Annotated in this window: 21 protein-coding genes; 3 read left to right on the top strand and 18 right to left on the bottom strand. The window is 52.4% G+C overall.

From position 1 onward, the window contains the following. A partial coding sequence (locus BLO43_RS16940) for a hypothetical protein (RefSeq protein ID WP_217628073.1) occupies positions 1–268 on the top strand: 268 nt, incomplete at its 5' end. Between the two features lie 217 nt (positions 269–485). On the opposite strand, the gene BLO43_RS13305 is transcribed toward BLO43_RS16940, so the two are convergent. The 9 genes from BLO43_RS13305 to BLO43_RS13265 all read right to left on the bottom strand — a co-directional run bounded on the left by BLO43_RS13305 (position 486) and on the right by BLO43_RS13265 (position 12187). Then, entirely contained in the window at positions 486–1319 is an 834-nt protein-coding gene (locus BLO43_RS13305; protein WP_217628072.1) for a phosphate ABC transporter substrate-binding protein, read from the bottom strand. Positions 1320–1329: 10 nt separating this feature from the next. After that, entirely contained in the window at positions 1330–3468 is a 2139-nt protein-coding gene (locus BLO43_RS13300) for an FAD-dependent oxidoreductase (protein ID WP_090907465.1), read from the bottom strand. Between the two features lie 39 nt (positions 3469–3507). Continuing rightward, positions 3508–4455 (bottom strand): radical SAM protein, encoded by a 948-nt coding sequence (locus BLO43_RS13295; protein WP_090907464.1) that lies wholly within the window; start codon positions 4453–4455, stop codon positions 3508–3510. A 9-nt stretch (positions 4456–4464) separates the two neighbouring features. Then, the gene (locus tag BLO43_RS13290; protein WP_090907463.1) at positions 4465–5520 is read right to left on the bottom strand and encodes a methyltransferase domain-containing protein; all 1056 of its coding nucleotides are present in this window, start codon (positions 5518–5520) and stop codon (positions 4465–4467) included. A 22-nt stretch (positions 5521–5542) separates the two neighbouring features. Further along, a complete protein-coding gene (locus tag BLO43_RS13285; protein ID WP_090907462.1) occupies positions 5543–6229 on the bottom strand; it encodes a TIGR04283 family arsenosugar biosynthesis glycosyltransferase in 687 nt (228 codons plus the stop codon). After that, on the bottom strand, positions 6216–6920 hold the full coding sequence (locus BLO43_RS13280) for a TIGR04282 family arsenosugar biosynthesis glycosyltransferase (RefSeq protein ID WP_090907461.1): 705 nt from the start codon (positions 6918–6920) through the stop codon (positions 6216–6218). Before BLO43_RS13280 ends, BLO43_RS13285 begins: the two co-directional genes overlap by 14 nt. 451 nt (positions 6921–7371) lie before the next feature. After that, positions 7372–9228 (bottom strand): asparagine synthetase B family protein, encoded by a 1857-nt coding sequence (locus BLO43_RS13275; RefSeq protein WP_090907460.1) that lies wholly within the window; start codon positions 9226–9228, stop codon positions 7372–7374. A 140-nt stretch (positions 9229–9368) separates the two neighbouring features. Beyond that, positions 9369–10604: a pyridoxal-dependent decarboxylase, exosortase A system-associated gene (locus tag BLO43_RS13270; RefSeq protein WP_090907459.1), complete on the bottom strand. Its 1236-nt coding sequence runs from the start codon at positions 10602–10604 to the stop codon at positions 9369–9371. Continuing rightward, a complete protein-coding gene (locus BLO43_RS13265; RefSeq protein WP_090907458.1) occupies positions 10601–12187 on the bottom strand; it encodes an acyl-CoA ligase (AMP-forming), exosortase A system-associated in 1587 nt (528 codons plus the stop codon). The genes BLO43_RS13270 and BLO43_RS13265 overlap by 4 nt, the downstream gene beginning before the upstream one ends. On the opposite strand from BLO43_RS13265, the gene BLO43_RS13260 reads away from it, so the two are divergent. After that, positions 12187–12462 carry a hypothetical protein gene (locus BLO43_RS13260; RefSeq protein ID WP_090907457.1) on the top strand — a complete coding sequence of 92 codons (276 nt, stop codon included), beginning with the start codon at positions 12187–12189 and terminating at the stop codon, positions 12460–12462. The two genes, BLO43_RS13265 and BLO43_RS13260, sit on opposite strands and share 1 nt — an antisense overlap. Positions 12463–12507: 45 nt before the next feature. On the opposite strand, the gene prsR is transcribed toward BLO43_RS13260, so the two are convergent. The 7 genes from prsR to BLO43_RS17110 form a co-directional block, all read right to left on the bottom strand. Continuing rightward, a complete protein-coding gene (prsR, locus tag BLO43_RS13255; RefSeq protein WP_090907473.1) occupies positions 12508–13860 on the bottom strand; it encodes a PEP-CTERM-box response regulator transcription factor in 1353 nt (450 codons plus the stop codon). 198 nt (positions 13861–14058) lie between these two features. Then, positions 14059–16143 (bottom strand): XrtA/PEP-CTERM system histidine kinase PrsK, encoded by a 2085-nt coding sequence (gene prsK / locus BLO43_RS13250; RefSeq protein WP_090907456.1) that lies wholly within the window; start codon positions 16141–16143, stop codon positions 14059–14061. Between the two features lie 22 nt (positions 16144–16165). Next, on the bottom strand, positions 16166–17521 hold the full coding sequence (locus BLO43_RS13245) for a TIGR03013 family XrtA/PEP-CTERM system glycosyltransferase (protein WP_254773470.1): 1356 nt from the start codon (positions 17519–17521) through the stop codon (positions 16166–16168). 709 nt (positions 17522–18230) lie between these two features. Continuing rightward, on the bottom strand, positions 18231–18896 hold the full coding sequence (locus BLO43_RS13240) for a response regulator transcription factor (RefSeq protein WP_074630761.1): 666 nt from the start codon (positions 18894–18896) through the stop codon (positions 18231–18233). 25 nt (positions 18897–18921) lie between these two features. After that, positions 18922–19407: an ANTAR domain-containing protein gene (locus BLO43_RS13235; RefSeq protein ID WP_254773469.1), complete on the bottom strand. Its 486-nt coding sequence runs from the start codon at positions 19405–19407 to the stop codon at positions 18922–18924. A 237-nt stretch (positions 19408–19644) separates the two neighbouring features. Continuing rightward, the gene (locus BLO43_RS13230) at positions 19645–20436 is read right to left on the bottom strand and encodes a S1 family peptidase (RefSeq protein WP_090907453.1); all 792 of its coding nucleotides are present in this window, start codon (positions 20434–20436) and stop codon (positions 19645–19647) included. 63 nt (positions 20437–20499) lie between these two features. Further along, positions 20500–20961 carry a DUF2024 family protein gene (locus BLO43_RS17110; RefSeq protein ID WP_254773468.1) on the bottom strand — a complete coding sequence of 154 codons (462 nt, stop codon included), beginning with the start codon at positions 20959–20961 and terminating at the stop codon, positions 20500–20502. 106 nt (positions 20962–21067) lie between these two features. On the opposite strand from BLO43_RS17110, the gene BLO43_RS13220 reads away from it, so the two are divergent. Next, positions 21068–22741 carry an OprO/OprP family phosphate-selective porin gene (locus BLO43_RS13220; RefSeq protein ID WP_090907452.1) on the top strand — a complete coding sequence of 558 codons (1674 nt, stop codon included), beginning with the start codon at positions 21068–21070 and terminating at the stop codon, positions 22739–22741. Between the two features lie 88 nt (positions 22742–22829). Here BLO43_RS13220 and BLO43_RS13215 read toward each other — a convergent pair whose 3' ends face one another. Further along, positions 22830–25940, bottom strand: coding sequence for a DUF748 domain-containing protein (locus tag BLO43_RS13215; protein ID WP_090907451.1), 3111 nt, complete (start codon positions 25938–25940; stop codon positions 22830–22832). 111 nt (positions 25941–26051) lie between these two features. Then, positions 26052–26441, bottom strand: coding sequence for a DUF2784 domain-containing protein (locus tag BLO43_RS13210; protein ID WP_090907450.1), 390 nt, complete (start codon positions 26439–26441; stop codon positions 26052–26054). Between the last annotated feature and the right edge of the window lie 223 nt (positions 26442–26664).

Genomic DNA, 26664 nt, shown 5'->3' with positions numbered 1-26664 from the left:
ATGCATGCGCCATTTCTTTCCGCCCGGCATTCAATGGCTAACATCCCATCCTTTTCTGAAGAGCATCTCTAAAAACTCGATTCCCGGGCAGACTCTCCACCGCTGGCCACAAGTTCCCGTATGCGGCGCACACAACATCTTGCCGCACCTGTCCGGCAGGCAGGAAATATTCTCATTTGACAACCGAGGAGCAACAACCCATTGCGGCAAGTTTCGAATTCTTAGAGATGCCCTAAAGAGCGAAGGCTCGGCAACTATACAGCTTTAACATATACCTGTCCATGCTAAATTATCCTCGTATGGGCATGACGACAAAAGGGTTTTTCATCCCCGTTACCTTCTCGCTCCATTGACGTAAGCGGCAGTAAGTTCGTGGGCAGGCGATTAAGAATCTGCCGGCGATGACCAAATTCGACCAGGCATCCGGCATGCCCCTTGACCCAAAAAAATGCCGCATAGTTAACGATGCGGCGCGGCGGTACCAGTCAGCGCATGCTGACGGGAACGAAATATTGTGCTTCGACCAGACCATATACCGGCTCCGAACGGGCAAATTCTATAAAATCCCGAATCAACCCTCTCGGTACTTCTCGCGTTACCAGATTGAGCGGCCGCGACAAAGGGAAAGTACCCTTACGTACATTAGCCACCGTAGCCGCAATGCCGTCCAGCGGCAATAGCTTAATCGCCGTGCCACGCATTATTTCATATTCGGCCGCACCTATTGAAACATAGCTGATGGCATTCGGATTGCCTGCCACGGTCTTTATTCCCTGTGCATTGTCACCGATGATCACTTGCGGCTTGATATCCCTGTTCCTTAATTTCAAATAGCTCAAAAACAGCTCAAGTGCTGAGCGTCCCTCGGCTTTGTTGACCACGGTGATGGGTGCATCCCACCCACCTACAGTCTTCCATGTGGTGATTTTTCCGGTATAAATATCGATAAGCTGCTGCCGGCTTAGCGCGGTGATCGGGTTGTTCGCGTGCAGGATAATTCCGACGCCATCCCACGCAATCGTATGCACATGAAGATCATACTCTTCCGGTTTCAAAGCACGGGATACCATGCCAATGCTGGCAAGTCCGTTGCGGGCATCGCTAATGCCACGCGCGGAACCACCGGTCTGCACATCGACTCGCAGGCCGGGATGCAGTAACTCGAAGCGCCGGGCGATCTCTCCCGCTAACGGGGCAATCGTGCTGGCACCGGTCAAAACCAGTTTTTGTGAAGCGGCATTACCAGACAGGCTCCAGCCAGATCCCAGTAGTAACGCCGCTGCTAACATCGCATACTGCGTTGTTGACAATATTTTCATGCCCCTCCTGCTAACCTCGCCGCCAAGTGTGATATTTTTCCACCCAATCAAGCAGGCGACGTGGCACATGTGCACGCCTCCATTCGCCTGCGGCGTATTTGTTGGCCTCCGACCAAGTCGGATAAGTATGGATCGTGCTGAGTATTTTGTTGAGGCCGAGACCATGTTTCATCGCCAGCACGAATTCTGCCAGTAGGTCACTGGCGTGCTCGCAAACAATGGTCACACCTAAAATGCGATCTTTACCCGGCACGCTGAGCACCTTGACAAAGCCATGTGCCGCTTCATCGGCAATAGCGCGGTCAAGGTCCTCCAGTCCATAGCGTGTCACCTCATAGGAAATACCCAGCTTCTTCGCTTCATCCTCCGATAACCCAACCCGGGCAACTTCCGGGCTGGTAAACGTGGTCCGGGGAATCACTGAGTAATCCACCTTAAAGCGTTTCACGGCGCCAAACAGCGCATTCACCGATGCATACCAGCCCTGGTGCGCCGCAACATGGGTGAACTGGTATGGCCCGACCACATCGCCGCAAGCGTAGATGTTGGGATAAAGCGTCTGCAGCCACGCATCCGTTTCAATGGTACGCTTGGGTGAAATTGGAATTCCCAATTCCTCCAGTCCAAAACCCTCGGTCCGGGCAGTTCTTCCCACTGCGCACAGCATGGCATCAAACGGAAGCATTTCTTCGGTTCCGTCCTGGTAACGCACCATCAAGCATTGCTGACCGGAGTCGCGCTCACAACGAATAGCCTCGGTTTGCGTCAGTACACGCACGCCATCGGCGCACAACGCCGCTTCAATCAGCGCAGCGGCATCCGCATCTTCACGCTCCATCAAACCCGTTCTCACCACTTGCGTGACCTGACAGTCAAGGCGTGCAAACGCCTGCGCCAACTCGCAGCCAACCGGTCCTCCTCCTAGCACGACGAGCTGCTCCGGGCGTTCAGTAAGTGACCAGATAGTGTCGGACGTATAATAGCGCACCTGCTCCAACCCCGGAATCGAGGGGATAGCGGGAGAGGCGCCGGTGGCGATAACGATAGCGCAAGTGGTTATGGTCTGTCCATTGACCTCCACCGTCCAGGGCGAAGTAATGCGCGCATTGCCATGAATGACTTCCACCCCCAGTTCCGTATAGCGCTCCACTGAATCATGCGGCTCAACCGTGCTGATGATTCGATGCACGCGCGCCATCACGTCGCCGAAATTGTAGTCGACGGTTACACTGGCGATGCCAAGGTCTTTGGCGTGCCGAGCCTGTCGCAGAAAGCTGGCCGAACGAATCAGTGACTTGGAAGGTACACACCCGAAATTGAGACAGTCGCCCCCCATCTTGTAGCTTTCGATCAATGTCACCTTGGCGCGCGTGCTGGCTGCTATGTATGAGGTTACCAAGCCCGCCGCACCAGCCCCGATAACCACCAGATTGCGGTCGAATCGGCTTGGCCTGGACGACCTGGACCAATGTCCGTGCACTCTGCTCTCCTTGACACGCTCCAGCCCCAGCCGTGCCAGCCACGGGAAGGCAGCCAGCAGAATAAACGATCCGATTAGCGATGGCGACAAAATGCCGGACAAACTTGTGAGCGTGCCCAACTGGGTCCCGGCGTTAGCATAAACCGCGGTGCCAGCAAGCATCCCTAATAGGCTGACCCAGAAGAATGTGCCGCTCCGGATGACGGTCAGCCCCATCAGGAGATTGATCACGAAAAAAGGAAATACCGGTACCAGACGCAAGGTGAAGAGGTAAAATGCGCCGTCACGCTCAATGCCGGCATTGATTGCAGCCATATGGCCGCCGAAGCGCTGATGCACGGCGTCGCGAAAAAGATAACGTGCCGTCCAGAAAGCCACGGTTGCACCGATACTGGCGGAGATGACTGCCACTGGAATCCCCACCCACGGCCCGAAGATAGCACCGCCGGCCAACGTCATCAACGTTGCACCGGGCAGGGAAAGCGAGGTTATGACAATATAAGCTGCGGTATAGAGGCCAATAACCTGCAATGGCCGCACCTGAAAGGCTTGTTGCAATTCATCCCGGCTGCTCTTGAGCATTTCGAGACTGAGAAACCGTTGGAGATCAAAGGCAAAGAACAATCCGGCCAATAGCACCAGCACGATGAGTAACCACCAATGTTTCATCTTGGGCGTCTCTGAAAATCAAAATTCGCGGACAGCAATTCATTTTCCCGTTTTCATTTCGCTACAGGTGGCGCCATATTTGAAACAGCTATGGCAGCGATGGTGCTTCATGCTCACAGGTATTTGCAGAGCTTCCGTCAACGTTTCACCGAGGATGTAATCCGGATCGTCATCAACCAGGGTGCATGCATAAACCCGCATCCGGCCGCCACTCTTTGCCACCATCTTGCTGAATGCACACATGAATGAGCGCCGTGTCTCCTCGGTCTGGAAGGCCGTCATACAGTGTTCAGTAATTTGTGGAGGGGTCACGCGCGCGCCAGGCGGGTGAAATTCGGGGAATTCGATACGCGGCAGATCCTCGGGTAAACCAGCAGCGCGAAAAATGCCGGCAAAACGCGCCGTAGCCACATCTGGCGCAATGCCAGACAAGAGCTGGTTCGCCACCGATACCCGGAACCCCATGTCATGAAGTTTTCGTAAGCCCTCCAGCGCGCTTGCAAACATTCCCTTGCCGCGCCCCGCGTCATGCCGTGCGGCGTCAGGATAATCCAGGCTAATGCGGAAGCTCAGCGCATGCGGCCGCTCACGTAATGATTCCAATTGTTGCAGACGCTTGAGTAACGGTTCGGTTGCGTTGGTCAGCACCAGGCAAGGCCGATGCATCAATGCGTAATCGAGAATACCTATTATGTCCTTATTGATGAAAGGTTCGCCCCCAGTGAAGGAAAATTGCTTGACACCAAGATCGAACGCCTCGTCCACAAACGGGATGGCGTCGTCAAGCCGCAACAGCTGCAAGCGATCATCTCCCGGTCTTGAGCCTTCAAGACAGAAAGGGCAGGCGAGGTTACAGGCGGTACCCGTGTGAAACCACAATTCCTCCAGCGCATGCGGCTGGATGAAACCGCGCGGTTCATCGCCTGGTGTACGCTGCCAGTATTCAGACCGGCCGGGCTGTGCGGCGCTGGTGGGAATGACTTTCATGGTTTACTGCTAGCAACATCCGCCCGTACGATTATTTTCGGCATCGTTTGCGGTGTCGTTATAGGGCAGTCCTATACCGCAGCCGGCGAAAATGCCATAGTGCCGCTCAAAGTTACCGTAGAACTCAAAATGTTCAGCAAACCGGGTATCGTGCAGCATGCGCCAGGTGTTGCCACAGACCGGGAAATGCTTTCCGGTTTCTATGCGGTGGTGCTTGTCCAATACAAACAAGTGGGGATGATGCGGTATCGTGCCGCGATAAACCACCGACTGGCCATAGTCTTCGCAGGCCGGCTCAAGATTGTCCAGCTTGAATAACCGGTAGGTAGCGGAATAGAAGCGGATGTTCCCGGTGCGCGCCGCCAGTTCCGCTTTGCCAATGGTAATTTTACGATCATCCACCAGGCGCGGATCGGCAAAGCCCTGCTCACGGGAAAGCTGGTTAAAGTCATTCCAGTAGAGCGCTCCACTCAAGCATTCGCCGTAGAGTACCGGGTCGCGGGTAAGCCCCTCGGGTACGCGACGATCGGTATAAATATCGGAAAAATACAGTTCACCACCTGGCTTGAGGACACGCCAGGCTTCGCGTAACACCGCCGCCTTGTCGGGCGCAAGGTTGATCACGCAATTGGACACGATGACGTCCACACTGCTATCCGCCAGCTCGAGCTCGCACAGGCGCTCGATATAGCCATGCAGAAAAAGCACATTACCGGCGGCATGACCAAACGCCTTGCGATGATATTCCTCATGCCGGCGTGCGATTGTCAGCTGCTCTTCAGTCATATCCACGCCAATTACCTTGCCACGCTCCCCCACCAGTTTGGATATCATGTAGACATCACGACCCGCGCCGCAACCCAGATCGAGTATGGTCAGACCTTCCAGAAATTCGGGGAGCACCAAACCGCAGCCGTAGTAGCGCGTCAGCACCTCATTGTGCACCTGCGCCAGTATCGGCTTCACATAATCGGGCAAGCCCGCGTCGGGCTTGCAGGCGCTGGTCTGGAGATCATGCGAACTGGTCAGGGTTTCGCCGTAATATCGTTGGACAATGTCATGCATGGTAATCGCCTCGTGATGGAAATCAGGTCGTTGTAGAGCGGTAGCGAGCTGCAAGTTGATCAGGTGCGGCGCCGCACGCAAAGGCCAGCGCCAGATTGCGATTTACCCAGGTACGACGCCACCAGCCATCGCGATGCCAGCGGCGCGGATCGACAAAGAGCGGCTCACGCAAGGGTAAAAAGCCCCCCAGGCGACGCAACCCGCGCACCAGGGATACCTCTTCGAACAAGGGCCAGGGCGAATGGCCGCCAGCACCGGCATAGGCCTGACGTGTCATGAATAGCCCTTGGTCCCCATAAGGAACACCAAACCGGCAACGGAATGCGATAGCCGGTTCCAGCAGGAATGCTGGCCAGGCGCGAGGAGAATCGAATCGAAATCGAAAATAACCTCCCACTGCGCCACGCTTGATAGCGAGGTCCATTGCCATCACCGGATCGGGTGGCAAGCGGTTGTCAGCGTGCAAAAACCATAGTACGTCACCTTGGGCCAGCGCCGCTCCCGCCAGTAGTTGCCGCCCCCGGCAGGGTTCGCCCGCCAGCCAGCGTGCGCCATATTGATCGCACACTTTGCGGCATGCCTTGTTGTCGGCGCCATCCACCACCACGGTTTCCAGCGGCCGATGTGGCAGGCTCTGCAGCTGGTTGAGCAGATCGCCCAGTTTCGCCTCGTCGTGGTAGCAGGGGATGATCGCACTAAAACTCGACATGGTTCGCTTCTCTCTGTTGGCCTTGTTGGACGAAATCACAAGCCAACGCGTGCAATATACGCCGTGCCGGACGTTGATCCGTCCTCAGCGCCACCGCCAATCGAACAAGATCGTCGTGTTCGTCCACATCGAAACTACGCCCAAGGATAGCAACGGACTGCCCCGCCGCACGGCAACAATCTGCCAGTGCTGTACCCAGGCGGGCAGTGCTCCACGGCAAACCACCCAGCATCGGCCACTCATGGCGGCTTGCCATCAGCACCACGCCGCCGTCGTCCGCTGGTATCAGCACGCTGTCATGGAAAGGCAAGGCTTCGTTGACTGCGGCATAATCGGACGCCATAAGCGCGGGTGCATCACTGCCGATATAAACCAGTTGTTCGAGTCCCATACCGCGCAATTCGCGATCCAGAATGTTCAGCCGTTGTCCCAGGTTACCCGCCGCTTGCGGCTGTATGCGCACGCTCTGTCGCGACCGCGGCAAAAGCGTATCCGCCCAGGCATGATCCGAAGGATGCGCCGGGGCAATAACCACCGGACCGGCCCAATCGCCCGCATCCTCCAGCGCACAGGCGAGGAGTGCTTCGGCGATTCGCGTCGCCGCCTCCCTCCCCAAGCTTGCGGCGAGCCGTTGCTTCGCGATGCCTGATGCCGGTCGCTTGCAAACGAGTATCAGAGCAACCTCAGTCACGTCAGTTGCCTGTTGATGAACTTGACGTAGTAAATAAAGCCGTTGATCGACAGCATGGATCTCTCATGAGTCTCCTTACCCACTACATGGGTGTCATCAGAATCATATGAATGCCTTATGGTGAATCGCAGGTTTCCTACATGATAGACAGCATTTTCCCCTGAAGCACGGAATTTTTTCCTTCGGCCTTGGATCCATGCCGGTATTCCCAAGACATATCAGTAAGCGCAAAACAGAGGTGCCCCTCGCACGGCTGAATTGAGGCTAACGCTGGCAATTATTCGGGAGACGCTGAATGAGTTCCCAAGTTCACCAAGGAGTATGGCGGCGACCGGTGCTGGCTCCCGAATACATGGGACGCTGCCGGCGCAGGCTACAGTCCACGTAATGGCAGGACGCCGGAAGCTCAACCAACGGGTGTCAAACTAAGGATTTGGATGAAAAGTAATAGCTATGACTGTTTGTGAATTTGCCGCTGCCGGTACCACTGCTCCAGCATCATTAAGACCCAAACCATGGTGCCGTGATAACCTGCATGCTCATCCAGATGATATCCAAGCAGCTTGTCGATAAAATCGGCGCGTATGACATTTCGTAACTTGAGGTCACTTAAACTATCGGAAGCCAGGGCCTGCAATGGTTTGTGATGTTGGAGCCACACACCGAAGGGCAAGCCGAAACCATGTTTTTGCTTGGCGATAATTTCTTCCGGCAGAAACCCTCGCAACGCTTCCTTGAAGAAATAACGTAACTTCGTACCTTTAAGCTTAAGCTGGGGCTCAAGTCGTAAAGAGAACGCGGTAATCTCGTCGCTGATAAGAGGGAACCCCACGTCTATTCCCGCCAATTCGCAAGCTTTTGCCACTTTAGGCAAATCATTGTCGGCGAGCGTGAACTTGCGATCAAAAGCAAGCATGCGGTTTATCAGGCTGTTAGCATCGCTCTGATGATAGACTTCATCCAGGAGGCTAGCGGGATAGCCTGCATTGACAGTATCCAGGAACTCCCGGGTAAAGACTTCCCCATGACCATAACGCTCCAGCAGGTTATAAGTTTCTGTGCGCGCCGGCATCGCAATTGATGCCTGCTCGATGTAACTGCGGGCCTTGCGCACCAGAGGCAGGGCAGCTCCGCCGGGCATGCCAAAAACCAGCGGCTCGACCACTCCCTTGCGCATCACTGAAGGCACTTGTTCATAAAGGGAAAAAAGATATTGTTTAGCGTAGCGCACATTGCCGCCGAATAACTCATCTCCCCCGTCGCCACCCAGTATTCGGCTCAGACCGTCTTCTTTAGCCATACGCGCGCAATAGAAAGCGGGTATGGCGGAGGAATTACCGAAAGGCTGATCAAAAATCGCGGCAACCTGCGGAATAGCAGTCACGATGTCATCGGGAGTGACATAGTATTCTTTATGCCGGGTGGAGAAATGCCGCGCCGCAATACGCGCGTACTCCATTTCGTCATAACCCGAGGCATCGAAACCAATGGAGTAAGTCCGGGCTGGCTGGCCGCTGACTTCTCCCAGTATTCCGGCGATCGTCGAACTGTCGGTCCCACCGCTTAGAAAAGCTCCGGCTTCCTCGTCTCCAATTGCCTCCCGCACGCTTGAGCGCAATACAGTCAGAAAATCCTGCTTAAGTTCCTGAAAGGGACGCTTCTCATCCTCAAGAAATCGCATTTCCCAGTATTTATGAGTCTCTATGCGCCCCTTTCGGTAGACCAGGTATTCACCAGGCAAAAGACGCTTTTGTTCCTGATAAATCGTCCCGGGACCGGGCACCATGTGAAAATAAACATAGTTATAGATGCCCTGCGGAGAAATTTCGGACTTTATTTGCGGATGCAAAATGATGGTATCCGCCGATGAACCGAACACCAGGCATCCACCTGAGATCTGGAAGGAAAGCGGGTGAATACCCATGCGGTCTATGGCTACAATGGCTTCATTTTCCCTTTCATGCAGGATACAAAGGGAAAATGCCCCTGTCAGACTCTCTAAGACTTTCTCTCCTTTTTCCCGCCAGTTGTCAGCCAGGATTTTTGCCATGCCATCGGTACGCACAAGCTGGTTCAGACGGGGGTCGTTAAAGCCGGCTCGTCCCCATATTGCCACGAGAAGCCCTTCCTTCTGATAAACCTGCGCGCCATCGCCAGTTGCAGCAACCGCCAGGGCGCTATTCCCCCCGGCCAATGTTCGAGCCTCGCCGCCATCAAAACGGGTCAGCGGTCCAGCCATTCGCTGGACAAGCTGCAAGTTCTCATTGATGTGGGTGCCGTAGCCTATCCAGCCACACAACCCACTCAAAATAATCCCCTCATTTTCCTCAGCATTACCGTTCCATTATTTTTGGTTAATGATTATTTGATGCCGCACCTGCGGCCACGGCATACAACATGCATTCTCTTCCAGATGGGTAAACATTTTATTACGGACAGCTTAGCAGCCTAGACCAACACTTCAATGGGTGCGGGATGGCTGAGGAATGCGGTAGGGCTTGCGGTCAGGCCGTAGGCGCCTGATTGAAAGACAACCATCAGGTCCCCCATCTCGGCCTTGGACATTTCCATCTGATCCGCCAAGAGATCCAGCGGGGTGCAGAGCGGACCCACCACCGAGACAATTTCACGTTCATTACCGTGCACCTTGTTACCGACAACAACCGGGTAATTTTTGCGGATTACCTGGCCAAAATTACCCGAGGCGGCGAGGTGATGATGCAACCCTCCATCCGTCACCAGGAATACTTGTCCTCTCGACTCCTTGCGCTCCAGCACACGGCACACATAGATACCGGCCTCTGCAACCAGATATCGCCCCAGTTCGATTACGATGTGTGCCTCGGGAAGTTGCCGTTTTACTTCGGGTAGCAGACGCCGCAAGTTCTTGCCCACCGCTGCGACATCTAAAGCCTCGTCGCCGGGAAAATAAGGAATACCAAAGCCGCCGCCGATGTTCAGCAGACGAACCGGGGCGGGCGCATACCGAGCCAGAGAAATACCCAGCTGGAAGGTTTTTTCATGAGACTCCTGGATGGCCGCCACTTTCAAGTTTTGCGAACCGCTGAAGATATGAAATCCTTCGAAATCAAGTTCAAGTTTACCGAGCCGGGTGAGCATGGCGGGGACGCGCTCCGCATCCACACCGAACTGCTTGGGTCCTCCACCCATCTTCATGCTGGAGGACTTGAGCTCGAAATCAGGATTGACGCGAACCGCCACTTTCGGACGGATGCCGAGTTGAGCGCCCAGACTCGCAATACGTTCCATTTCCTGCTCGGACTCCATATTCAGGACAATGCCCGCGGCAATCGCGCAAGAGAGCTCACCATCGCCCTTTCCCGGCCCCGCAAAACTGATCAGATGCGGCGGCAGGGGCGTATCAAGCGCAACCCTCATCTCACCTGCCGAGGCCACATCAATTCCATCCACCAGGCTCGCCATGTGCTGTACGATTGCAGGCATGGGATTTGCCTTCATGGCATAGTGAAGGTGAATCTCGGCAGGCAGATGCTGACGCAGGAAAGCAACCCGTTCAGTAATTCGCTGCCGGTCATACGCATAGAAAGGTGTCCTGCCCACCCGTTGCGCCAGACGTGTAAGGGACATGCCCCCAATCTGGAGGCAGTTATCATGAATTGGAAACTGCGTCACGGGAGCATGCTTTGGACGGGTATTACTCATGCGCCGTTTTCCATAAAAGCATTTTGTAACGTCTGAGCGAGTAGTTTACGGTCTATCTTGCCGTTGGGATTGCGCGGTAAATTACCTTCCCTGGACTCGATCCGGCTGGGCAGCATGAAAGCGGGAAGATGAAGTTTGCAGGCCGCCAGCAATGCATCGTGGTCCAGCGTTGCATCGTTTCGCGACGTTACGACCAGAACGATGGCCTGACCCAGCACTGGATGAGGAATTCCAATGGCGGCAGCTTCTCCCACGAGTTCCGTAGCATAGATCACTTCTTCCACTTCCGTGGGACTGACACGATAACCCGATGTCTTGATCATTTCATCACGGCGGCCAATGAAATAAAGAAAGCCTTCTTCATCCATGCGCACCGTATCTCCCGACCATACCGCCAATTCCGGAATGGGCAGCCCGGACTGACGGGAAGGGACGGGTTTAAAACGCTCGGCGGTCTTTTCCCGGTCATTCCAGTATCCCATGGAAACCAGGGCTCCACGATGCACCAACTCCCCTGGCTCTCCAGCCGCGCACAGCGAGCCATCTTCGCGTAGTACCAGCACTTCGGCATTGGGTATGGCCTTACCGATGGAATCGGGGCGCCTATCCACTTCCTCCGGAGGTAGAAAGGTCGAACGGAACGCCTCGGTGAGGCCATACATCAGAAATACCTTGGTATTGGAAACTTTGCTGCGCAGCAAATCAAGAGTCGCTCGCGGCATTGCTCCGCCCGAATTCGTAATATAGCGTAACAAAATGTTCGCTGGCCAATTCAACTGGGCCAGTTGAATCCACAAGGGGGGCACCGCGGCGAGGCCCGTGATACGCTCCCTCTCGACAATCTCTATGATATCCCGCGGCAACAGATAATTCATCAGAACGCTCGTCGCGCCTACATGAAAAGCGGTGGTCAGTTGACTCAGCCCGTAGTCAAAACTCAGCGGCAGTACTGACAGGATCCGGTCATCGGGATCATTTCTCAGGTACTGAGCCACACTCGCCGCCCCGGCTACCAGGTTGCGATGGGAGAGGACCACACCCTTTGGTTTGCCGGTACTGCCGGAAGTATAAAGAATCGCAGCCATATCACTATCGATACTGTGATGCGCCTTGCCATGCCCGCCGACAGTGAGGGCATCATCCCAGGATATGACATTCAAGCCGGCGATAGCCGGCGCAATCGCCCCTGCGTTGACCACCATCACGGTATGCAGATCATGGCACTGCGATAGAGCCGCGGCAAGCAATCTCAGCCGGTCGGCCGACGTGATCAGGATTCTTACATTGCAGTCGCGCAGGATATAGGCCACCTGTTCCGGCTTAAGAAGAGGGTTCACGGGTACGAAAACACCTCCAGCGGCCGCGGCACCGAACAGCGCGGCAACTGTTTCCGGGCGTTTCTCAAGATAAACCGCGACGCGTTCCCCTCGATCAAGTCCCAAAGCAAGCATAGCCTTACCAGCCGAGTCGATCGTCCTGGCCAGAGCCGCATAGTCTATCCGCGTACCGTGATAAACCAGCGCTTCGCTGTCAGAAAAGTGATCTGCGGACTTAAAAATGAGCTTATGAACAAGATCTGCCATTGAAAAAAGCCTGTCTATCAAATAGTGATGGGGAACAAATTATATTAAATCCGGTAGCCGGGCAGGTGGAAGGTACGATTTTTGAGGTTGCCGGGCAAGGCGCAACGACGTGGAATAGGGTTATCCCATTCCAGGGCATTGCGAACAATGCGCCATATGCCGCAAAAATCTTGAAACTCGGCCTGGAGCGAACCCACCATAAAGGTGAATGGCACGTGATGCAAATAGTATTTGTATATCATAGCGCCGAGCTTGACAAAATGAGTGAAAATTAAGCGACCAACTGCCGAATCTAGGATTACTGATCAGGGGAAGCTTGCTTACTTTAACCCGTAGCGGTTCATTAGATCATAAATGGTGGGACGGCTGACACCTAATAATTCCGCCGCCTTGACAACGTTGCCATCCACTCTTGCCAGCGCTTTCATCAAGGCATCACATTCCGCCTTTTCACGGATCTGGCGCAGGTTAATGGGTTCCATCGGAGTAATTGAAGCCTGCAGCCCGAGATCTTCCGCGTTTATCACGGGACCATCGGCCATGATAACGGCACGCTTGATGCAGTTCTCCATTTCTCGGACATTGCCTGGCCACGGATGGCCTTCAATCGCGGCGAGCGCCTCTTGGCTGAAATTCAATGAGGGGCGTTTTTCCTGAACCGAGAATTTATTCTTGAAGTGATGCGCCAGCAACGCGGCGTCACCCACTCGCTCCCGCAGAGGAGGAATGGTAATGACGATTTCACTCAGGCGATAATAAAGATCTTCACGAAAGCGCCCTTCCTCTATCAATTTCTTCAAGTTCTGGTGCGTTGCACATACGATACGCACGTCCACCGGGATCTCTTTTCGTCCGCCAACTCTTTCAATCACTCTCTCCTGCAAGAAACGAAGAAGTTTTGCCTGAAGCGACATGGGCAGATCACCCACCTCATCAAGAAAGAAAGTGCCCTCGTTGGCAAGCTCGATCTTACCCAGCGTCAGCTTGGCTGCGCCCGTATAAGCGCCTTTTTCATAGCCGAATAATTCACTTTCTAAAAGTGCTTCGGGGATCGCCGCGCAATTGATGGCCATGAAACGTTTCCCCTGCCTGGCACTCGAATGGTGAAGAGCTCTTGCCAGAATTTCCTTTCCCGTTCCGCTCTCGCCCAGCAGGATTGCCGTAGCGTCCGATGAAGCCACTTTCTCCACATTGCGGCATACTTTAATCATCCCCGGATCACGGGTGATAATGCCATTTATGGGTAAATTTGTCTGAATCTGCAATAACCTTCGATTCTCCTGCTGCAATGCATACAGATAGAAAGCTCTTTCGACTACCAGGCCCAGCATCTCGGGGTCGAAAGGTTTTTGGTGAAAATCGTAAGCGCCCAGACCAATCGCTTTTAACGCATTCCCATGATCCTGATTACCCGTAAGAACAATCAACTTGGTGTCCGGCGCAAGCTCAAGTATCTGTTTTAGCGTAGCCAATCCTTCGGATGCCCCATCCGGGTCGGGGGGAAGTCCCAAATCCATGGTGACAACCGCTGGCTCATGCCGTCGAACCAGCGCAAGCGCACTTTCACGATCTCCCGCCACCAATACTTCATAGCCATCAAAGCTCCAGCGGAGCTGTTTCTGCAAACCGGGATCATCCTCGATCACCAGCAAACTCCTTTTATCCTGACTCACTCGCGCCTCTCGTTCGTTCATTTTCGGACTTCATTGCATGAATTCAATCTTGCCATAATTTCGGAGCGCCTATCCGCAGAGAAGCCACGCAATACCATCGCTTTTCCAGAATTGACAGTCATGGGAAAACTCACCTTTGCTGCCACCAGAAGTTATCCAGTTTCAACTTAAACACCGGAAATTGAATAAAAGTTGATCTTACCTAATGACTTCAGCCGCACGGTCGTTTTGATGAAGAGGCAGGATTACACGGAAAATAGTGCCCCCTGATTCACTACTGACAACCTCAAGTTCTCCTCCCAGTTCAGACACATACTCCTTACTTTCAAACACTCCTATCCCCATGCCTGCTGACTTGGTCGTCTCGAAAGGCTTGAAAAGCTTCTCGCGAATGAACTCTTCGCTCATACCGTGTCCTGTGTCCTTTATTTCAACTATCGCAAAACCTTTTTCTCTTCTGAGCCGAACCCGAACCTCGCCGTCTCGCGGGGTAGCCTCAATTGCGTTCTGTATGAGATGGCCTATGACTCGTTCAAGACGCGACGAGTTGGCATATACCGCCACGCTGGAATCCAGTATTTCAAGAATTGGCTTGGGTTCGGTAGTGGATTTACTCTTTGCCGCCTCTTGCAATAACCCGGCAATAAACAGCGGGGCGGCTTTCTCCGAGGAATCACCACTACTTAATTTTTCTAGAAGGCGCTTCATTTTCTGCACGGATAAATATACCGTTTCGAGCATATCCTTCTGAAATTCCGGATTTTTTTTATGTTTTTCAGCATTGGAAAGCAAGAGCGATAACTGGGAAACCAGATTCTTCAAGTCATGCACCACAAAGGTTGACATGCGATTAAAGGATTCAAATTGACGCGCCACCAGCAACGCGTTGGCCGCCTCGTGTTGTGCAAGATAACTTGCCGCCTGATTACCGGCAACCTTAAGCAGATCGCTCACTTCCCAGTTCAGCTTAACGCTACTTCTCGGTTCAGCCAGCACGACAAAGCCAAGTAATTTCCGGTGCTGAATTAGCGGTACTACCAGCCGTGCTTTGGGAATGGCCTGTAACCATTGAGGCAAGGTGATTGCCAAGTATTTTTCCGGATTAGTCGCATATTCCTGTAATTCGATGACCCATTCCTTCTGTTCCAGAAACTTGCAGAATGAACTATTAATAGGTTCAAGCCCTCCCGCCATGGGCATATTCCAATGAGCCACAGGTTCGCAATCGCCGGATTCCCGGCTGATCCACAAGCCACCGCCAGGACTTTCCACCAATTGGGCCAGGGCCTGGATGACACGCTCACCCAGCGCATGCTCACCCCTCGAAAGCGTACGCGTAAAATGTAGCCATTCCTCCCGATAGTCGTAGTTATAGCTGAAAAAATGTTTACTGATGAAGACCCTGAGCCAGGAGCGTAAGGTACCGGAGAACATCACGAGCAACAACAGGACCACAGCACCAAACAAGAAAGTGACCTGCATGACCGTGCCCCAGCTTCCACCAAAAAAACGAAGGTAGTAACCGGCGGCAGCCATCGCCAGTAAATAGGCGGCAGCGCCAAACAGCGCCACTGAATAGAACAGAATACGGCGCGATACCGTGATGCCCAATGACCATTGTGGATTCCGCGCAGCCGACACGGCAATCAGCGGAACAACCAATGCGTTGACGATGCCACGCGCCGTCCAGATCTCGGGGTTCACATGTTTGAGCAGCAATGCATCGCTGTATAGATAAAAATCATAGACAAAAATTCCGCCGATTCCGAGGCAGGCGAACTTTATTCCCCATCGCTGTTTTATCGGGGTATTTCTATAAAGCTGTTCCACCAGGATCATGCCAACGATTGCCATTGCCACGCTTCCAGCAATGCTATTATTAAAATCGATGGTTTGATGCGACGAAAGATTGAAGTCTCCGTGAGCGTAGAGAGCCACGGCGAGGCACGCCAGGTAAAGCACTACGATAACCGCTATGGCCGGCCTGATCCTTGAAATAATGGAGGAGGATTCTACCTGCCGATAAGGTCCCAGCAGTACTATCAGAAAAGCAGTCCAGCCCGCGTTTCTGAGGATCTCCACAATATCTGTCAGAAGTGAAAGGGAAGGCGGCTGATTGGCCTGATAAGCAAGCGTTGCCGCCCAAAGAGCGGAAAAGAGGCACGCGACGGGTAGTATGATTCCGTGTAACCGGCCCCGCCAGCGAGTTAACAAAAGCACAGCCAGAAAAAAATATGCCGCAGCGGACATTGTGTAACTGGCTGTCGCGATAGTGGTCAGCATGGCTTGTTGCCGCGTCCGGGAATCATCTCCCGCCCTTGCCGAGAACCACAACCTCAATGGTATCTATCAAGATAATGATATCAAGGAACAAACTGTGGTTCTTCACATAGTACAGATCATACTGAAGCTTTTCTATGGCATCTTCCAGCGAGGCGCCATACCCATAGCGAACTTGAGCCCATCCGGTTATCCCCGGCTTAATGCTGTGTCTTACATTGTAATAAGGAACTTCCGTGCAGAGCTGATTCACAAAATAGGGTCTTTCCAGACGTGGACCGACAAAACTCATCTCGCCATTCAAAACGTTGAATATCTGAGGAAGCTCATCAATTCTCAGCTTCCGGATAATCCTGCCCACCCGGGTTGTTCGAGGATCGTCTGCAGCCGCCCATTGGGGTTTTCCACTCTTCTCCGCGTCATTTCTCATACTGCGAAACTTTAGAACCATGAAAGTTCTCCCTCCTTTGCCGACCCTCTCCTGCCGGTAAAAAATAGGAGCACCATCCTCAATCAGAATACATAGGGCGGTAACCAGCATTACAGGTAACGTAATGACCAGAAGGATCCCGCTTGCGATCAAATCGAAAGCTCGCTTGATGCCCGATCTAAGAGGGCTCTGATCGAACCCTCCGCCAAAAACCAGCCAGCTCGGGTAAAGAGAATTTACTCGAATCTGGCCATGCTCGCGCTCAAAAAAAGCCGCTGAGTCTGTCACTTTGATCCCGTTCAACTTGCATTCCAGCAAATCCTGGATAGGAAAGCAGCCGCCACGCCGCTCCTGAATCGCGATGATGATTTCGCTCGCACCGTATCGGTTAGCCAAGGATATCAAAGGCTCAACCTTCGGCAAGACCGAGGAGGATGGCACCTGGAGATCTTCATCCTGCAGCGGAACAAAACCGATGATTTTGAATCCCCCGCGGTGAGGATCTTTTTTGATTTGGCTGATGAACTCCTTTGCCTTATTACCGATGCCGAGCACGATGGCCCGCGACTCCAGAATTCCCAGGCTGGACCATTTAAGAAACGCCGCTCGTGTCAGAAGAATCCCGGACAACGCAAGTAGCATCACCAGCCCGAGTATGCCGCGACCGGAATAAAGATCGGGCAGCAGATAAAAAATCAAAGTCATGATTCCAAATCCCAGCAGCATCGACGGCATGAGACGGAATAAAGTGTCTTTGATATCCAGCCGGGAATCCAGTTGATACATTCCCATTGCCGCCATGCTCAGAATCATGACGGAAGTGAAAGTACCGGCCACTGGAAACAAGGAAGAGAGGGAGAAAGGCAGCAAGTCGATTTGACTAAAGAACCGAAGGCCGGTACCCAGGTAAAACACCACCATCAGCACAAAAACCTCTGTACTGACAAGCAAGACTGTAGTTCTGGAAACGTAATGATTATAAATACGAAACAATTTTGGGCCCCTCCTGGTACCTTGCAGACAAATAAGGCACCCCTGCCACATTCTGGTATTCTTATCGGTGAGCCGCAAAATGAAGTACCCGGCGTATGGCCTGCTAGCAGGCACATGCGTGAGATTCAACTCTTCAATCTGTGGAATAGTCGATCCTAAAATTCTTGCATTTGTTGCTGACGTGCCCGCCAATCACGCAAAAGAGTGATTAATGCATACCCTGCTATGTAAGCCCATGCGAATTTTTTCCTCGGAAAAAATTGTTTAACGCACCCATCACATCGCTTATGCAATCGGGCGGATAAGTTGCTGCAATGATCATCTGCTTCCCCTATTGCGCATTTTCAAGCATTACGTCAGCTACAAATAAGCACACTTCGATTTCGGGATAAGTCATCCATATTAGATACTCCATACTGAATGATCCTTTAAGGAGCAGCCCTCGTTGCGACCGACCGTATCCGCATCATATCAATTTCGTCGGCAAGAACAATTGGACTTTAGTACGCCGATCAAGGACTGGATAAGTGTTATCGAGCGATGATCGGGAATGGGTGACGCTCAATACAATTCGCCGGACGGCGGGAAAAAAACAGTTTAAACTAAAAAAGTTTCGGATATTTGAACAGCTGAATACTTGGATATGTCCGGAAATGAAAAACCGGGATCAGTGTCCTATACTTGTCGAATCCCGAGGTGGCATGGAGCCCTTCACAATTAATGCGAGCTTGAGCCGATCAGCAACGTCCAGCTTACGAAAAACTTCGGTCAAATGCGCCTTCACCGTACGCTCGGTAATATCCAGCCGTCGTGCAATTTGTTTGTTGGATTCGCCGTCCCCGACAAGCGTGGCGATTTCATATTCACGCCGCGTAAGATTTGCAAGCAAATCGCTGACAGCTTGCTTGATTTTGTTCTTCTCCTGCGTAATCACCACCAGTTCGTTCAGGAGATGCCAGCTGAGTGTACGCCGAATCCATAATTCACCTTGCTGGACAGCTTCAACCACGCTTTTAAGCTGCCCCGGCTCAATGTCACCTCTACAACAGCCTCTTATACCCGTCCTGAATAACCCCCATTCGATCTCATCAGAAATGACATGACTTAAAACAATCACTTTGGTTTCCGGATTCAATTTCATCAGACCCGAAATCCCGTTCGGCCCATCCAGCTTAGGTAAATCATGATCAAGCAGGAGAACTTGCGGCTTTATCCGCACCAATTCACTCCTGACCGAGTCCAGATTGGTTGAGCAGAAAACAGGAGCAAGACCACGTACGCCCTGCTCCCAGCGAAACAGGTCATCCTGAGATGGGCTCGCTAGCAAGATCAAGTATGTCTCCCATCAATGTTCATGATTAGTGCAGTACCTTGTCCATGATTTTACCAAGCATTTTGCGGGTCACCCAGATCTCGCCTTGATCAACGACACGCACCGCCTTTAAGAAGTAAAGCGGATCCGCTTCATGGTTCAGACAACCGCGTGCACCATTAGCCAGCGCCTGTAGAATCTGCTCGTCCTGGGCCGATTTATCGGTTAATAATACTACAAGCGTTTCAGGACATTCGCGCTGCAAGGTCCCTAACAGGGCGAAGTTGTCCTCGGTCAACTGGTCAAAATTGATAAAAAGAATACGGGGGTTGAGCTGACGGATTTTTGCAACCACTTCTTCAACTGATGTCATACCTGCATGAGACTCAAGTTGAGGGTTTGCGGACGCATCGCTTTCATCCAGTATAGTATTTTTAAGCACCTTTATGCCTTGCCCGCCTTGCAGGGAATGTTCCAGTTTTGCGCGTCTTCCCGGATCCGTATCGGCGATTGCCACAGTAACCGTTTGCATGGATTCTCCTCCCCGCTCATTCATCGTTATCATCGCTATAAAGGCAGTTAAGCCAGTTCCATTTTTTCGCAGTCAGCTTCCAGTTATTCTTGTCCAATCGACAAGACGGTCTTTAACGCTTTCGACACAATGATATCGTACCTTATGCCGGAGATTTTGATAACCGGCGGATCGAGATTACGCCGGTCAGATTAATTATAAAAGCGCCTTGCGGATTAAGCTCGGATTTTCCATTTATTACTGTTTGCGCCGCAACAATTCAAGAATGTAGTTTCCGGGAATAGCGTAGGTTATGCCACTTGGATTGCTGAGCGCCGCTTCTTTCTTCCCCTTTACAAATACCATGTTGACAACACCGTATACAAGCCCGGTTGCGGGGTCGTAGAGAGGGCTCCCGCTGCTACCCGGATAGGCGGTGCCATCGAGCTGAAAGACCGCATAAGCGGATTTTTGTAGCTGCCCGATCAATTTTGCATTGAGTTGCCTTGAATTGTGCGCGGGCAATACAATGGGCGTAATCGAGGAAACCATGGCGCGATGCGTGACGGGATAAAATCCCAGAATCATCCCAATCGGAAATCCCGTGAAAATCAGAGTCTGCCCCTCCCGGACTGCGCTGGCGTCCCCGATCTTCATGGCGGGTAATGCCGGGCCACTGATTTTCAGCAAAGCCAGATCATGCTCCTTGTCGACATCAACAATAATCGCATTTCTGAGTTCCGGCTCTTTTCCCTTGCCGGTAATCACCGTATACGACTCCTTGTTCGCGACGTCCAGCACCTCGGGGATAACATGAGCACTGGTGATGACATGAAAACCATCGTCCAGCACAAAACCGGTGCCCAGGATACTAACCGGCGGTGAACGTGTTCTCTGAACGGTTCCTACCCCCACAATCGATGGTTTGGTGTATTCGATAGTCTTGACAAGGTCGCTGGCCCAAAGTGGAGTAACGAACATTAACCCCAAAATTGAAAAGCTTTTGATACGAGCAGGGGAGAAAGGCGGGAATGCGCGCCAGGCATTCATGGTCTTTTAATATCCGTTTCCACTTTCACCGGCATAATTTTTTTCCTGGATACGAGATCAGGATTATTTGCAGCCTTCCATCTTGTAGATGAAATAACCGTCCTTGTTTATTGCATCGGCAACGTTATTGGGTGCACTCTGACTGTGGCAAAAACTACATTCTTTGCTGGTAACGGTCGCATCATCTTCACCAATTGAAGTCAGCCATTGCTTCGCATACTCGACCGCCTTCTTATCATCCTTTACCGCTGTAAACACATCAAAATGCATCGTGTGGCCATCTTTTGCCTTGACGTAAGTGTCGTATACATGAATTTCCATAACGATTCCTTTTTTTAACGGTGAGAGGTCTTGGAAGAAATTAAGGGAGCTTCTCGATAATTCAAATAAACCCATACATAGACTATCACGGCGGCGGAAAAAGTGGAATGCAGACGCTGCTAATAGGAATGGCGGCATGGGTAATCCATTCGACTTGCTGCACGAGCGAAATCCCGATAATGGCTGGGCGTCTGCTAGTTCCATCGCATCATTCCTGTCATAAAACTGTTACAAAATTGCAATAAAAGTTACATCTGGTTCCATTAGTCTTGGTTTGGTTCCATAAACAACCGAGAAGAGAGCGAATCAGATGAAGTTATCCAAGCTTGCGGTAGCGATAGCGGCCATTTTAGGCGCGGGTGTGTCATTCGGGGCCTATGCCATCGACCTGTATGTTGATACCAAAACTGAACAAATTTATGCAAAACCCGGGCCTGGCCGCGTCCATATGGGTTCTTTTGTGAGACAGGACGCGCAAGCGAAGGTGCCAGACAACACGGCGAGCAGTGCAGCGGCGGTTATCCCCGTGGACAAAACCGATGCGGCGGAATTAACCGCGGTGCGCCGGGATATAGAATTGAAAGCCAAAATGATGGGCGCGCGGCTTACCAGTGATCTGGCATCACTCGAAGAACGAGTCAAGGAAACCGAAAAAGTCCATATTGAATTCCATGAGGGGGCTCCGCATTTTGCAAGTAAAGATGGCAATTTTACGTTTGCAATCAATGGTCGAATGCAGGTGGGTTCGCAATATAATTTCATCAATGACGTTTTACCCGCCACGGGCGCCAACCTGCCTAACGAATTGAATAGCGGCGTGACACTTCGCCGTGCCCGTCTTGGTGTTGAAGGTACTTTTTACAAGATCTGGGATTACAAATTCGAGTATGACTTCAGCCGGGGTAATGGTTCGGTGGAGTCCGGAATAACCGATGCTTTCCTGCGGATGAATGTCACCAAGCCATTCTCGGTAAAAGTCGGCTCATTCAAGGAACCGTTCAGCCTGGAGGAAGCCGCCAGCAATCGCTTTCTTACATTCATTGAACGTCACATGTCGGTTAATTCGTTCGTTGACAATCCCAATACCTATAAAACCGGCATAGGCGCCAACTATGCGGTGCCGCGTTTCCAGTTTGGAGTCGCTTTTCAGACCGAGCCGGTTGGCGCCTGGTCCGCCGCTTCCACCACGGTCAATGCCGCCGGTAATAATAGCCGCAACAACGGCTCGGGTGATCAAGGTTGGGAAGGCATTGGCCGGATAACGGGAAGACCGTGGATGGAAGATGAAACCAAATTTTTGCACGTAGGTATTTCAGCGGGACATACCCACGTCAATACCCAATACCTGGCTAATGGCACGATCAATGTAGGGCCCAATCAAACCGGTGGGGGCGGTGGAATGGCATTCTTTGCCTTTCCCGGAACGAATGTAGACCGTACCAACGTGCTGAATACCGGCAACCTGAGCATCGGAAATAAGGGCGCACCGGGCTCGCGCCGAATAGACAGTTATGACCGCTTCGGTGCGGAGGGCTGGCTGGTTCACGGCCCCTTCTCGGCTCAGACGGAATATTTGCGAACCAATATAAATGGGCAGGGCTATGACGGCGAACATTTTACCGGCTATTATGGTTTTCTCAGTTACTTTTTAACCGGCGAATCCAAAGCCTACCACGTTAGAAATGGCGCCGCGAACCGAATAAAACCCAAGCAGAATTTTCAATGGAATGGCTCGGGCTGGGGGGCTTGGGAAATCGCCGGAGGCTATGATTATATTAATCTGAATAGCGGGGTGGTTAGAGGAGGAAAGATGGATATGGTCCGGTTTGGCTTGAACTGGTACCCCCATACGCATGTCAAAATCCAGAACAACATTACCTACGTCTTGAACGTGGACACAAGCGGATCCCCCATTCCTCGTACCGCCGGCTTTAATAACGCCGACTTAAGCTCCTTCCTCACACAGGTTCAAGTCGACTTTTAAGAGACAGCGGGTGGCTAGCCTAACCTAACCTGAGCCTTAGGAGGTTTCCGAACGATGCCCGGATATCTCCTCAAAGTCAAAAGAATCTCTACCTGAGCGAGAATTCCACGCGGCTACCGGATTTCTTGCCGCCGGCTTCAGCCTCGACTTTGGGCTCCAGTATAAACATGCGCTCAGCGGGCACACCACCCTGCTCGACCAGCCAAACCTGTGCGGCCAAGGCACGACGCCCGGCAAGATCTCGCATTTCGCTGTCACCGGCATTGATGTTGGCCAGCATCAATTGCTCCATTTCCGGCACCGGCAGGCTTTTCGTTAGGCCCACCACATTTTTTGGTTTAGCGAATTTTTCATCTTTGTAAGCAAGTGTCAGATATTTGGCATATTCCTCAGGTTTCAGTTCGATATCTTCCAGCGAGCCACTCGCCTCACCTTTTTTTACATTTTCCGACAGCTTTTGGGCTTTTACCTTGCGCTCAAGTATCGTGCGCTTCAACCCTTCAGGATCGTGTTCCGGGTCAGCCCTGCCCGTAATCTCGAGCTTGAGCGCCGGCCGGTCCGTGAGCGCCTTGGATAATGCCTGAAGGCGTTTTTCGGCTTCGGGTGTAATTTGTGCCCTGCCGGATGAATAGTCTATCGTCGACAACTCTTCACCATCGCCGAGGAGTGAACCCAATAATGCAAAAGGCGCGGTAGCCGCCTTCGTCAGCAGGTTAAGGATCACCTTGATAATAAGTCCGCCAATACTGAATTGCGGGTCGTTGATGGAACCGCTGATCGGCAGATGGACATCGATTTCACCATGCCTGTTCTTTAGCAATGCCAAAGCAAGGTTTATCGGGATCGACAGTGCGTCCGGACTTTCAATTTTTTCGCCCAGAGTCAACTGGTCAAGAAAAATATTGTTCTCGGCCCTCAGCTCACCTTTTTCAACGTGATAATGAATATCGACCGATAACTTGCCCTTCTCGATGGCATAACCGACGTACTTGCCCGAATATGGACTGAACGTCGGCATATCGATGCCCTTTGCGCTCGCGGTGATGTCAAGGTAGAGCTCGCTGCTTAACGTATCGATCTTGCCGGCAATTTTCAGCGGAGCGGTCTTGTCCACCGCCCCGCGAATATCAATTTCTCCCGGCTTTTTCGGATCCAGTGGCCCCACGCGCCCGGCAAGACCCGTCAAATTTGCTCGATAATTGGGCTTGATGAATTGATCGTTGAAAATAATATTCCCACCCTGCATCATTACTTGGCCGATACGAGCAGACATGGGTTTAGCTGCCGGCGCCGGAGAAGAAATTGGAGCAGCGGAAGTGGTTTTCTGGGCGGCGCCGGATGGAGCAGCCGATGCGGTTTTCGCGGGTGGTCCTCCCTCATTGTCTTGCGGAACGATATCCTGGAGATTGAGTTTGCCTTCCGGGGTAAGTATGACAAAGGCAAAGAAATCAGCAATCGCGACCGAATTGATGTTGACGCGCATCGGTTCGTTGACAAACTCGATGCCGCTAATGTCAAGACTTCGCCAGCGCATAAGATTCGTCGCAGTTACCTTGTCGAGAACGCTAAAGTTCGTAAATCGGGTGTCGCCGTTCAACGCCACTTTCAAGGGCGACCCGTCCATCTTGACCTTGCCCTGGAAGGATGCGGCGCCACGCGTGAGCAGGGCATTGAACCGGTCACCGGCCCAACCCTGCAGCGCGACAAGATCTATGTCCTTGGCATCTACAGCGAGATCAATCGCCAGCGGTGCCCAGGCCAGGGAGCCATTTGTTTCAAGACTGCCCTTCTGATTTACCAAGGCTTTTAGCACCAGCTTCAGTGGCTTGGCGCCGGTGAGATCAATATCGTCCACGGTTAAATCCAGCGGATCTACCACCATTGGTGCAACTTTTGTCAGTGTACTGTCTTCAAAACGCAATGCGGCGGCCACCAGCTTCAGTGTTCCAAGTCGGGCTACCCATGGCTTGCTGGCGGCCTTCGCCTCGATAGGTGTCGCTGCCGGTACCGGTACGATCTTCTCGGGAGTCGGCGCAAAAAATTTAACCAGATCAAGACGGCTATCGGCTTCGCGGCGCACTGACGCTTTAAACCGGTCGAATGTTACCGTGCCGACCACGGCGCTTTGCTGCGCGGGATCGATCACAGCGTCTTCCACGCTTAGTTTCGGCAGGCTCAGTACCGCCTCCGAATCACTCTTGCGGATCATTGCCGCATCCGCCAGAACCAGTCCGGCCAGCGAGGGCTTCTGGCCATTCAAATTGATCTCAGTCAATTTGACGTCGAGCCGGTCGAATTTTGCGGCATAGGGGACTTCCACCGTCTGATTTTCGATCTCGAACTTGCGCAGTGCAGCGTTGCCTGTCAGAACCATGCTTGGCGGTTCACCATCCACCTGGGAAAATGTCAGTAACAGATCACTGTCAAAACGTCCCGAAAGCAGGCTGATACCCACCGGGATCGGCGAATACTCGTCGATCCGGGTCAGATCGATATCATTGAGCTTGAGTTCAAGTGTCGCTTCGCGATTCTTGGTAAACGGACGCACCTTGCCGTTGAGAGCAAGCGGCGCGCCATTGATCCGGGCGCTGAAATGCGGCTCGACCCAGGTTTTCTCATCGCTTTCAAAATTAGCAACGAACGGTATCCCCACACGGATTTCGGAAATTTCCTGATGGCTATTCTTGACCCGGTCGACGAATTCGAAACGACCACCTTCAATGGTGATGTTACTCACTGAAAACATCGACTTACCGCCATCGTCTGGACGTTTCTTGAGATCTTCTATCAAGTCCGTGATATTGAAACGTTGCTCGCCTTCACGGATGATACGCACCGCGGGTCCCTTCACCGACAAAGAACTGATCACCGGAGCCCGCCGGGCGATAGAGGCGATGCTAAGGTTGGTATACAGTTCGTCGATGGACAACAAGGCTTTGCCGGCGTCAACACTCGCCTCTTTTTCACCCACACGGAAACCACGTACCGTCAGTTCCAGTGTATAGGGCTGAATATCAATTGACTGTACCGTCACGGGCCGCTGGACAGTCTCTGACAGCAGCGTTTCAAGTTTGGTCTTGGCGTAACCCGGCAGCCACAAATAACCAAGCAACCCGAAGAGAATGATGATCGCGGCCAGGACACCTAAACCCATTCTCAAACGTTTGTTGGAAGCGAAGCGACGGAGAAATGAAGTCATGGTCGTGCAATTTTCTTGTTGGAATGAGTGATTGGGCAGCGTGCAGGGATAGGAACTTCACCTTTCAACTTTACGCGCAGCGGGAGAATGGGTCAATGACCAAGAAAGGAATCAGATCGAAGAGGAGGACCAGGACTTGCGATGACGCGGTGGAAATAGCCTGAAAGTAATTGCGACCAGAAGCGCAAATAGCACATAGACGGTCGTCAGCACCCACTCCGGAACATCGTAGAAGAGGATGCGATGCAGCCACCGCTGAATGAAATTATCACCGGTTTCCGCGCGACGCAACGAATCTTCCCATAAGGTAAGCGGACACGCCATACCAATGAGGGATTCGCCAACGACAAACAGGATAGCTGCCAGATGCGCAAGCCGAAATCGAAGATTTCGCACAAAACCCCACCCCATCCACGCGCCGATCCAGATTAATGGCAAGCTGCCAACAACGAACATTACAAACCCAAAATGAATGATCAGTATGATGTCGGCGAGCGGCATGACGGTCCCCCTGATTTGTCCGGATTAGCCTAAATCCGGCGGTAGCGAACTCACCAAAGAAATGAAGCCAAGTGACGTAAAAATCTTTCTGGATCATACACCAAACTGAAAAATGAACGGTGAACGCCGGATTCAGAATTATTAGTTTTATACAAAACTTGCTGGGAACTCATTCGCGTGAAATACCACATGCGTGTTTGCTCTTCCCGGAATCTCCCTTAAT

The sequence above is a fragment of the Nitrosospira sp. Nsp13 genome (assembly GCF_900101945.1).
Classification (GTDB): Bacteria; Pseudomonadota; Gammaproteobacteria; order Burkholderiales; family Nitrosomonadaceae; genus Nitrosospira; species Nitrosospira multiformis_D.
Note: the sequence above shows the minus strand (reverse complement) of the source record. Positions and strands in the feature narration are given on the sequence as shown.

Bases quoted from the DNA above. Each gene is read 5' to 3' on its own strand.
- BLO43_RS13215 (WP_090907451.1), bottom strand. From the start codon at position 25,940: ATGACTTCATTTCTCCGTCGCTTCGCTTCCAACAAACGTTTGAGAATG.
- BLO43_RS13235 (WP_254773469.1), bottom strand. From the start codon at position 19,407: ATGCAAACGGTTACTGTGGCAATCGCCGATACGGATCCGGGAAGACGC.
- BLO43_RS13210 (WP_090907450.1), bottom strand. From the start codon at position 26,441: ATGCCGCTCGCCGACATCATACTGATCATTCATTTTGGGTTTGTAATG.
- BLO43_RS13285 (WP_090907462.1), bottom strand. From the start codon at position 6,229: ATGTCGAGTTTTAGTGCGATCATCCCCTGCTACCACGACGAGGCGAAA.
- BLO43_RS13220 (WP_090907452.1), top strand. From the start codon at position 21,068: ATGAAGTTATCCAAGCTTGCGGTAGCGATAGCGGCCATTTTAGGCGCG.
- BLO43_RS13290 (WP_090907463.1), bottom strand. From the start codon at position 5,520: ATGCATGACATTGTCCAACGATATTACGGCGAAACCCTGACCAGTTCG.
- BLO43_RS13300 (WP_090907465.1), bottom strand. From the start codon at position 3,468: ATGAAACATTGGTGGTTACTCATCGTGCTGGTGCTATTGGCCGGATTG.
- BLO43_RS13295 (WP_090907464.1), bottom strand. From the start codon at position 4,455: ATGAAAGTCATTCCCACCAGCGCCGCACAGCCCGGCCGGTCTGAATAC.
- prsK (WP_090907456.1), bottom strand. From the start codon at position 16,143: ATGCTGACCACTATCGCGACAGCCAGTTACACAATGTCCGCTGCGGCA.
- BLO43_RS13305 (WP_217628072.1), bottom strand. From the start codon at position 1,319: ATGAAAATATTGTCAACAACGCAGTATGCGATGTTAGCAGCGGCGTTA.
- BLO43_RS13230 (WP_090907453.1), bottom strand. From the start codon at position 20,436: ATGAATGCCTGGCGCGCATTCCCGCCTTTCTCCCCTGCTCGTATCAAA.
- BLO43_RS13265 (WP_090907458.1), bottom strand. From the start codon at position 12,187: ATGGCAGATCTTGTTCATAAGCTCATTTTTAAGTCCGCAGATCACTTT.
- BLO43_RS17110 (WP_254773468.1), bottom strand. From the start codon at position 20,961: ATGGAACTAGCAGACGCCCAGCCATTATCGGGATTTCGCTCGTGCAGC.
- BLO43_RS13270 (WP_090907459.1), bottom strand. From the start codon at position 10,604: ATGAGTAATACCCGTCCAAAGCATGCTCCCGTGACGCAGTTTCCAATT.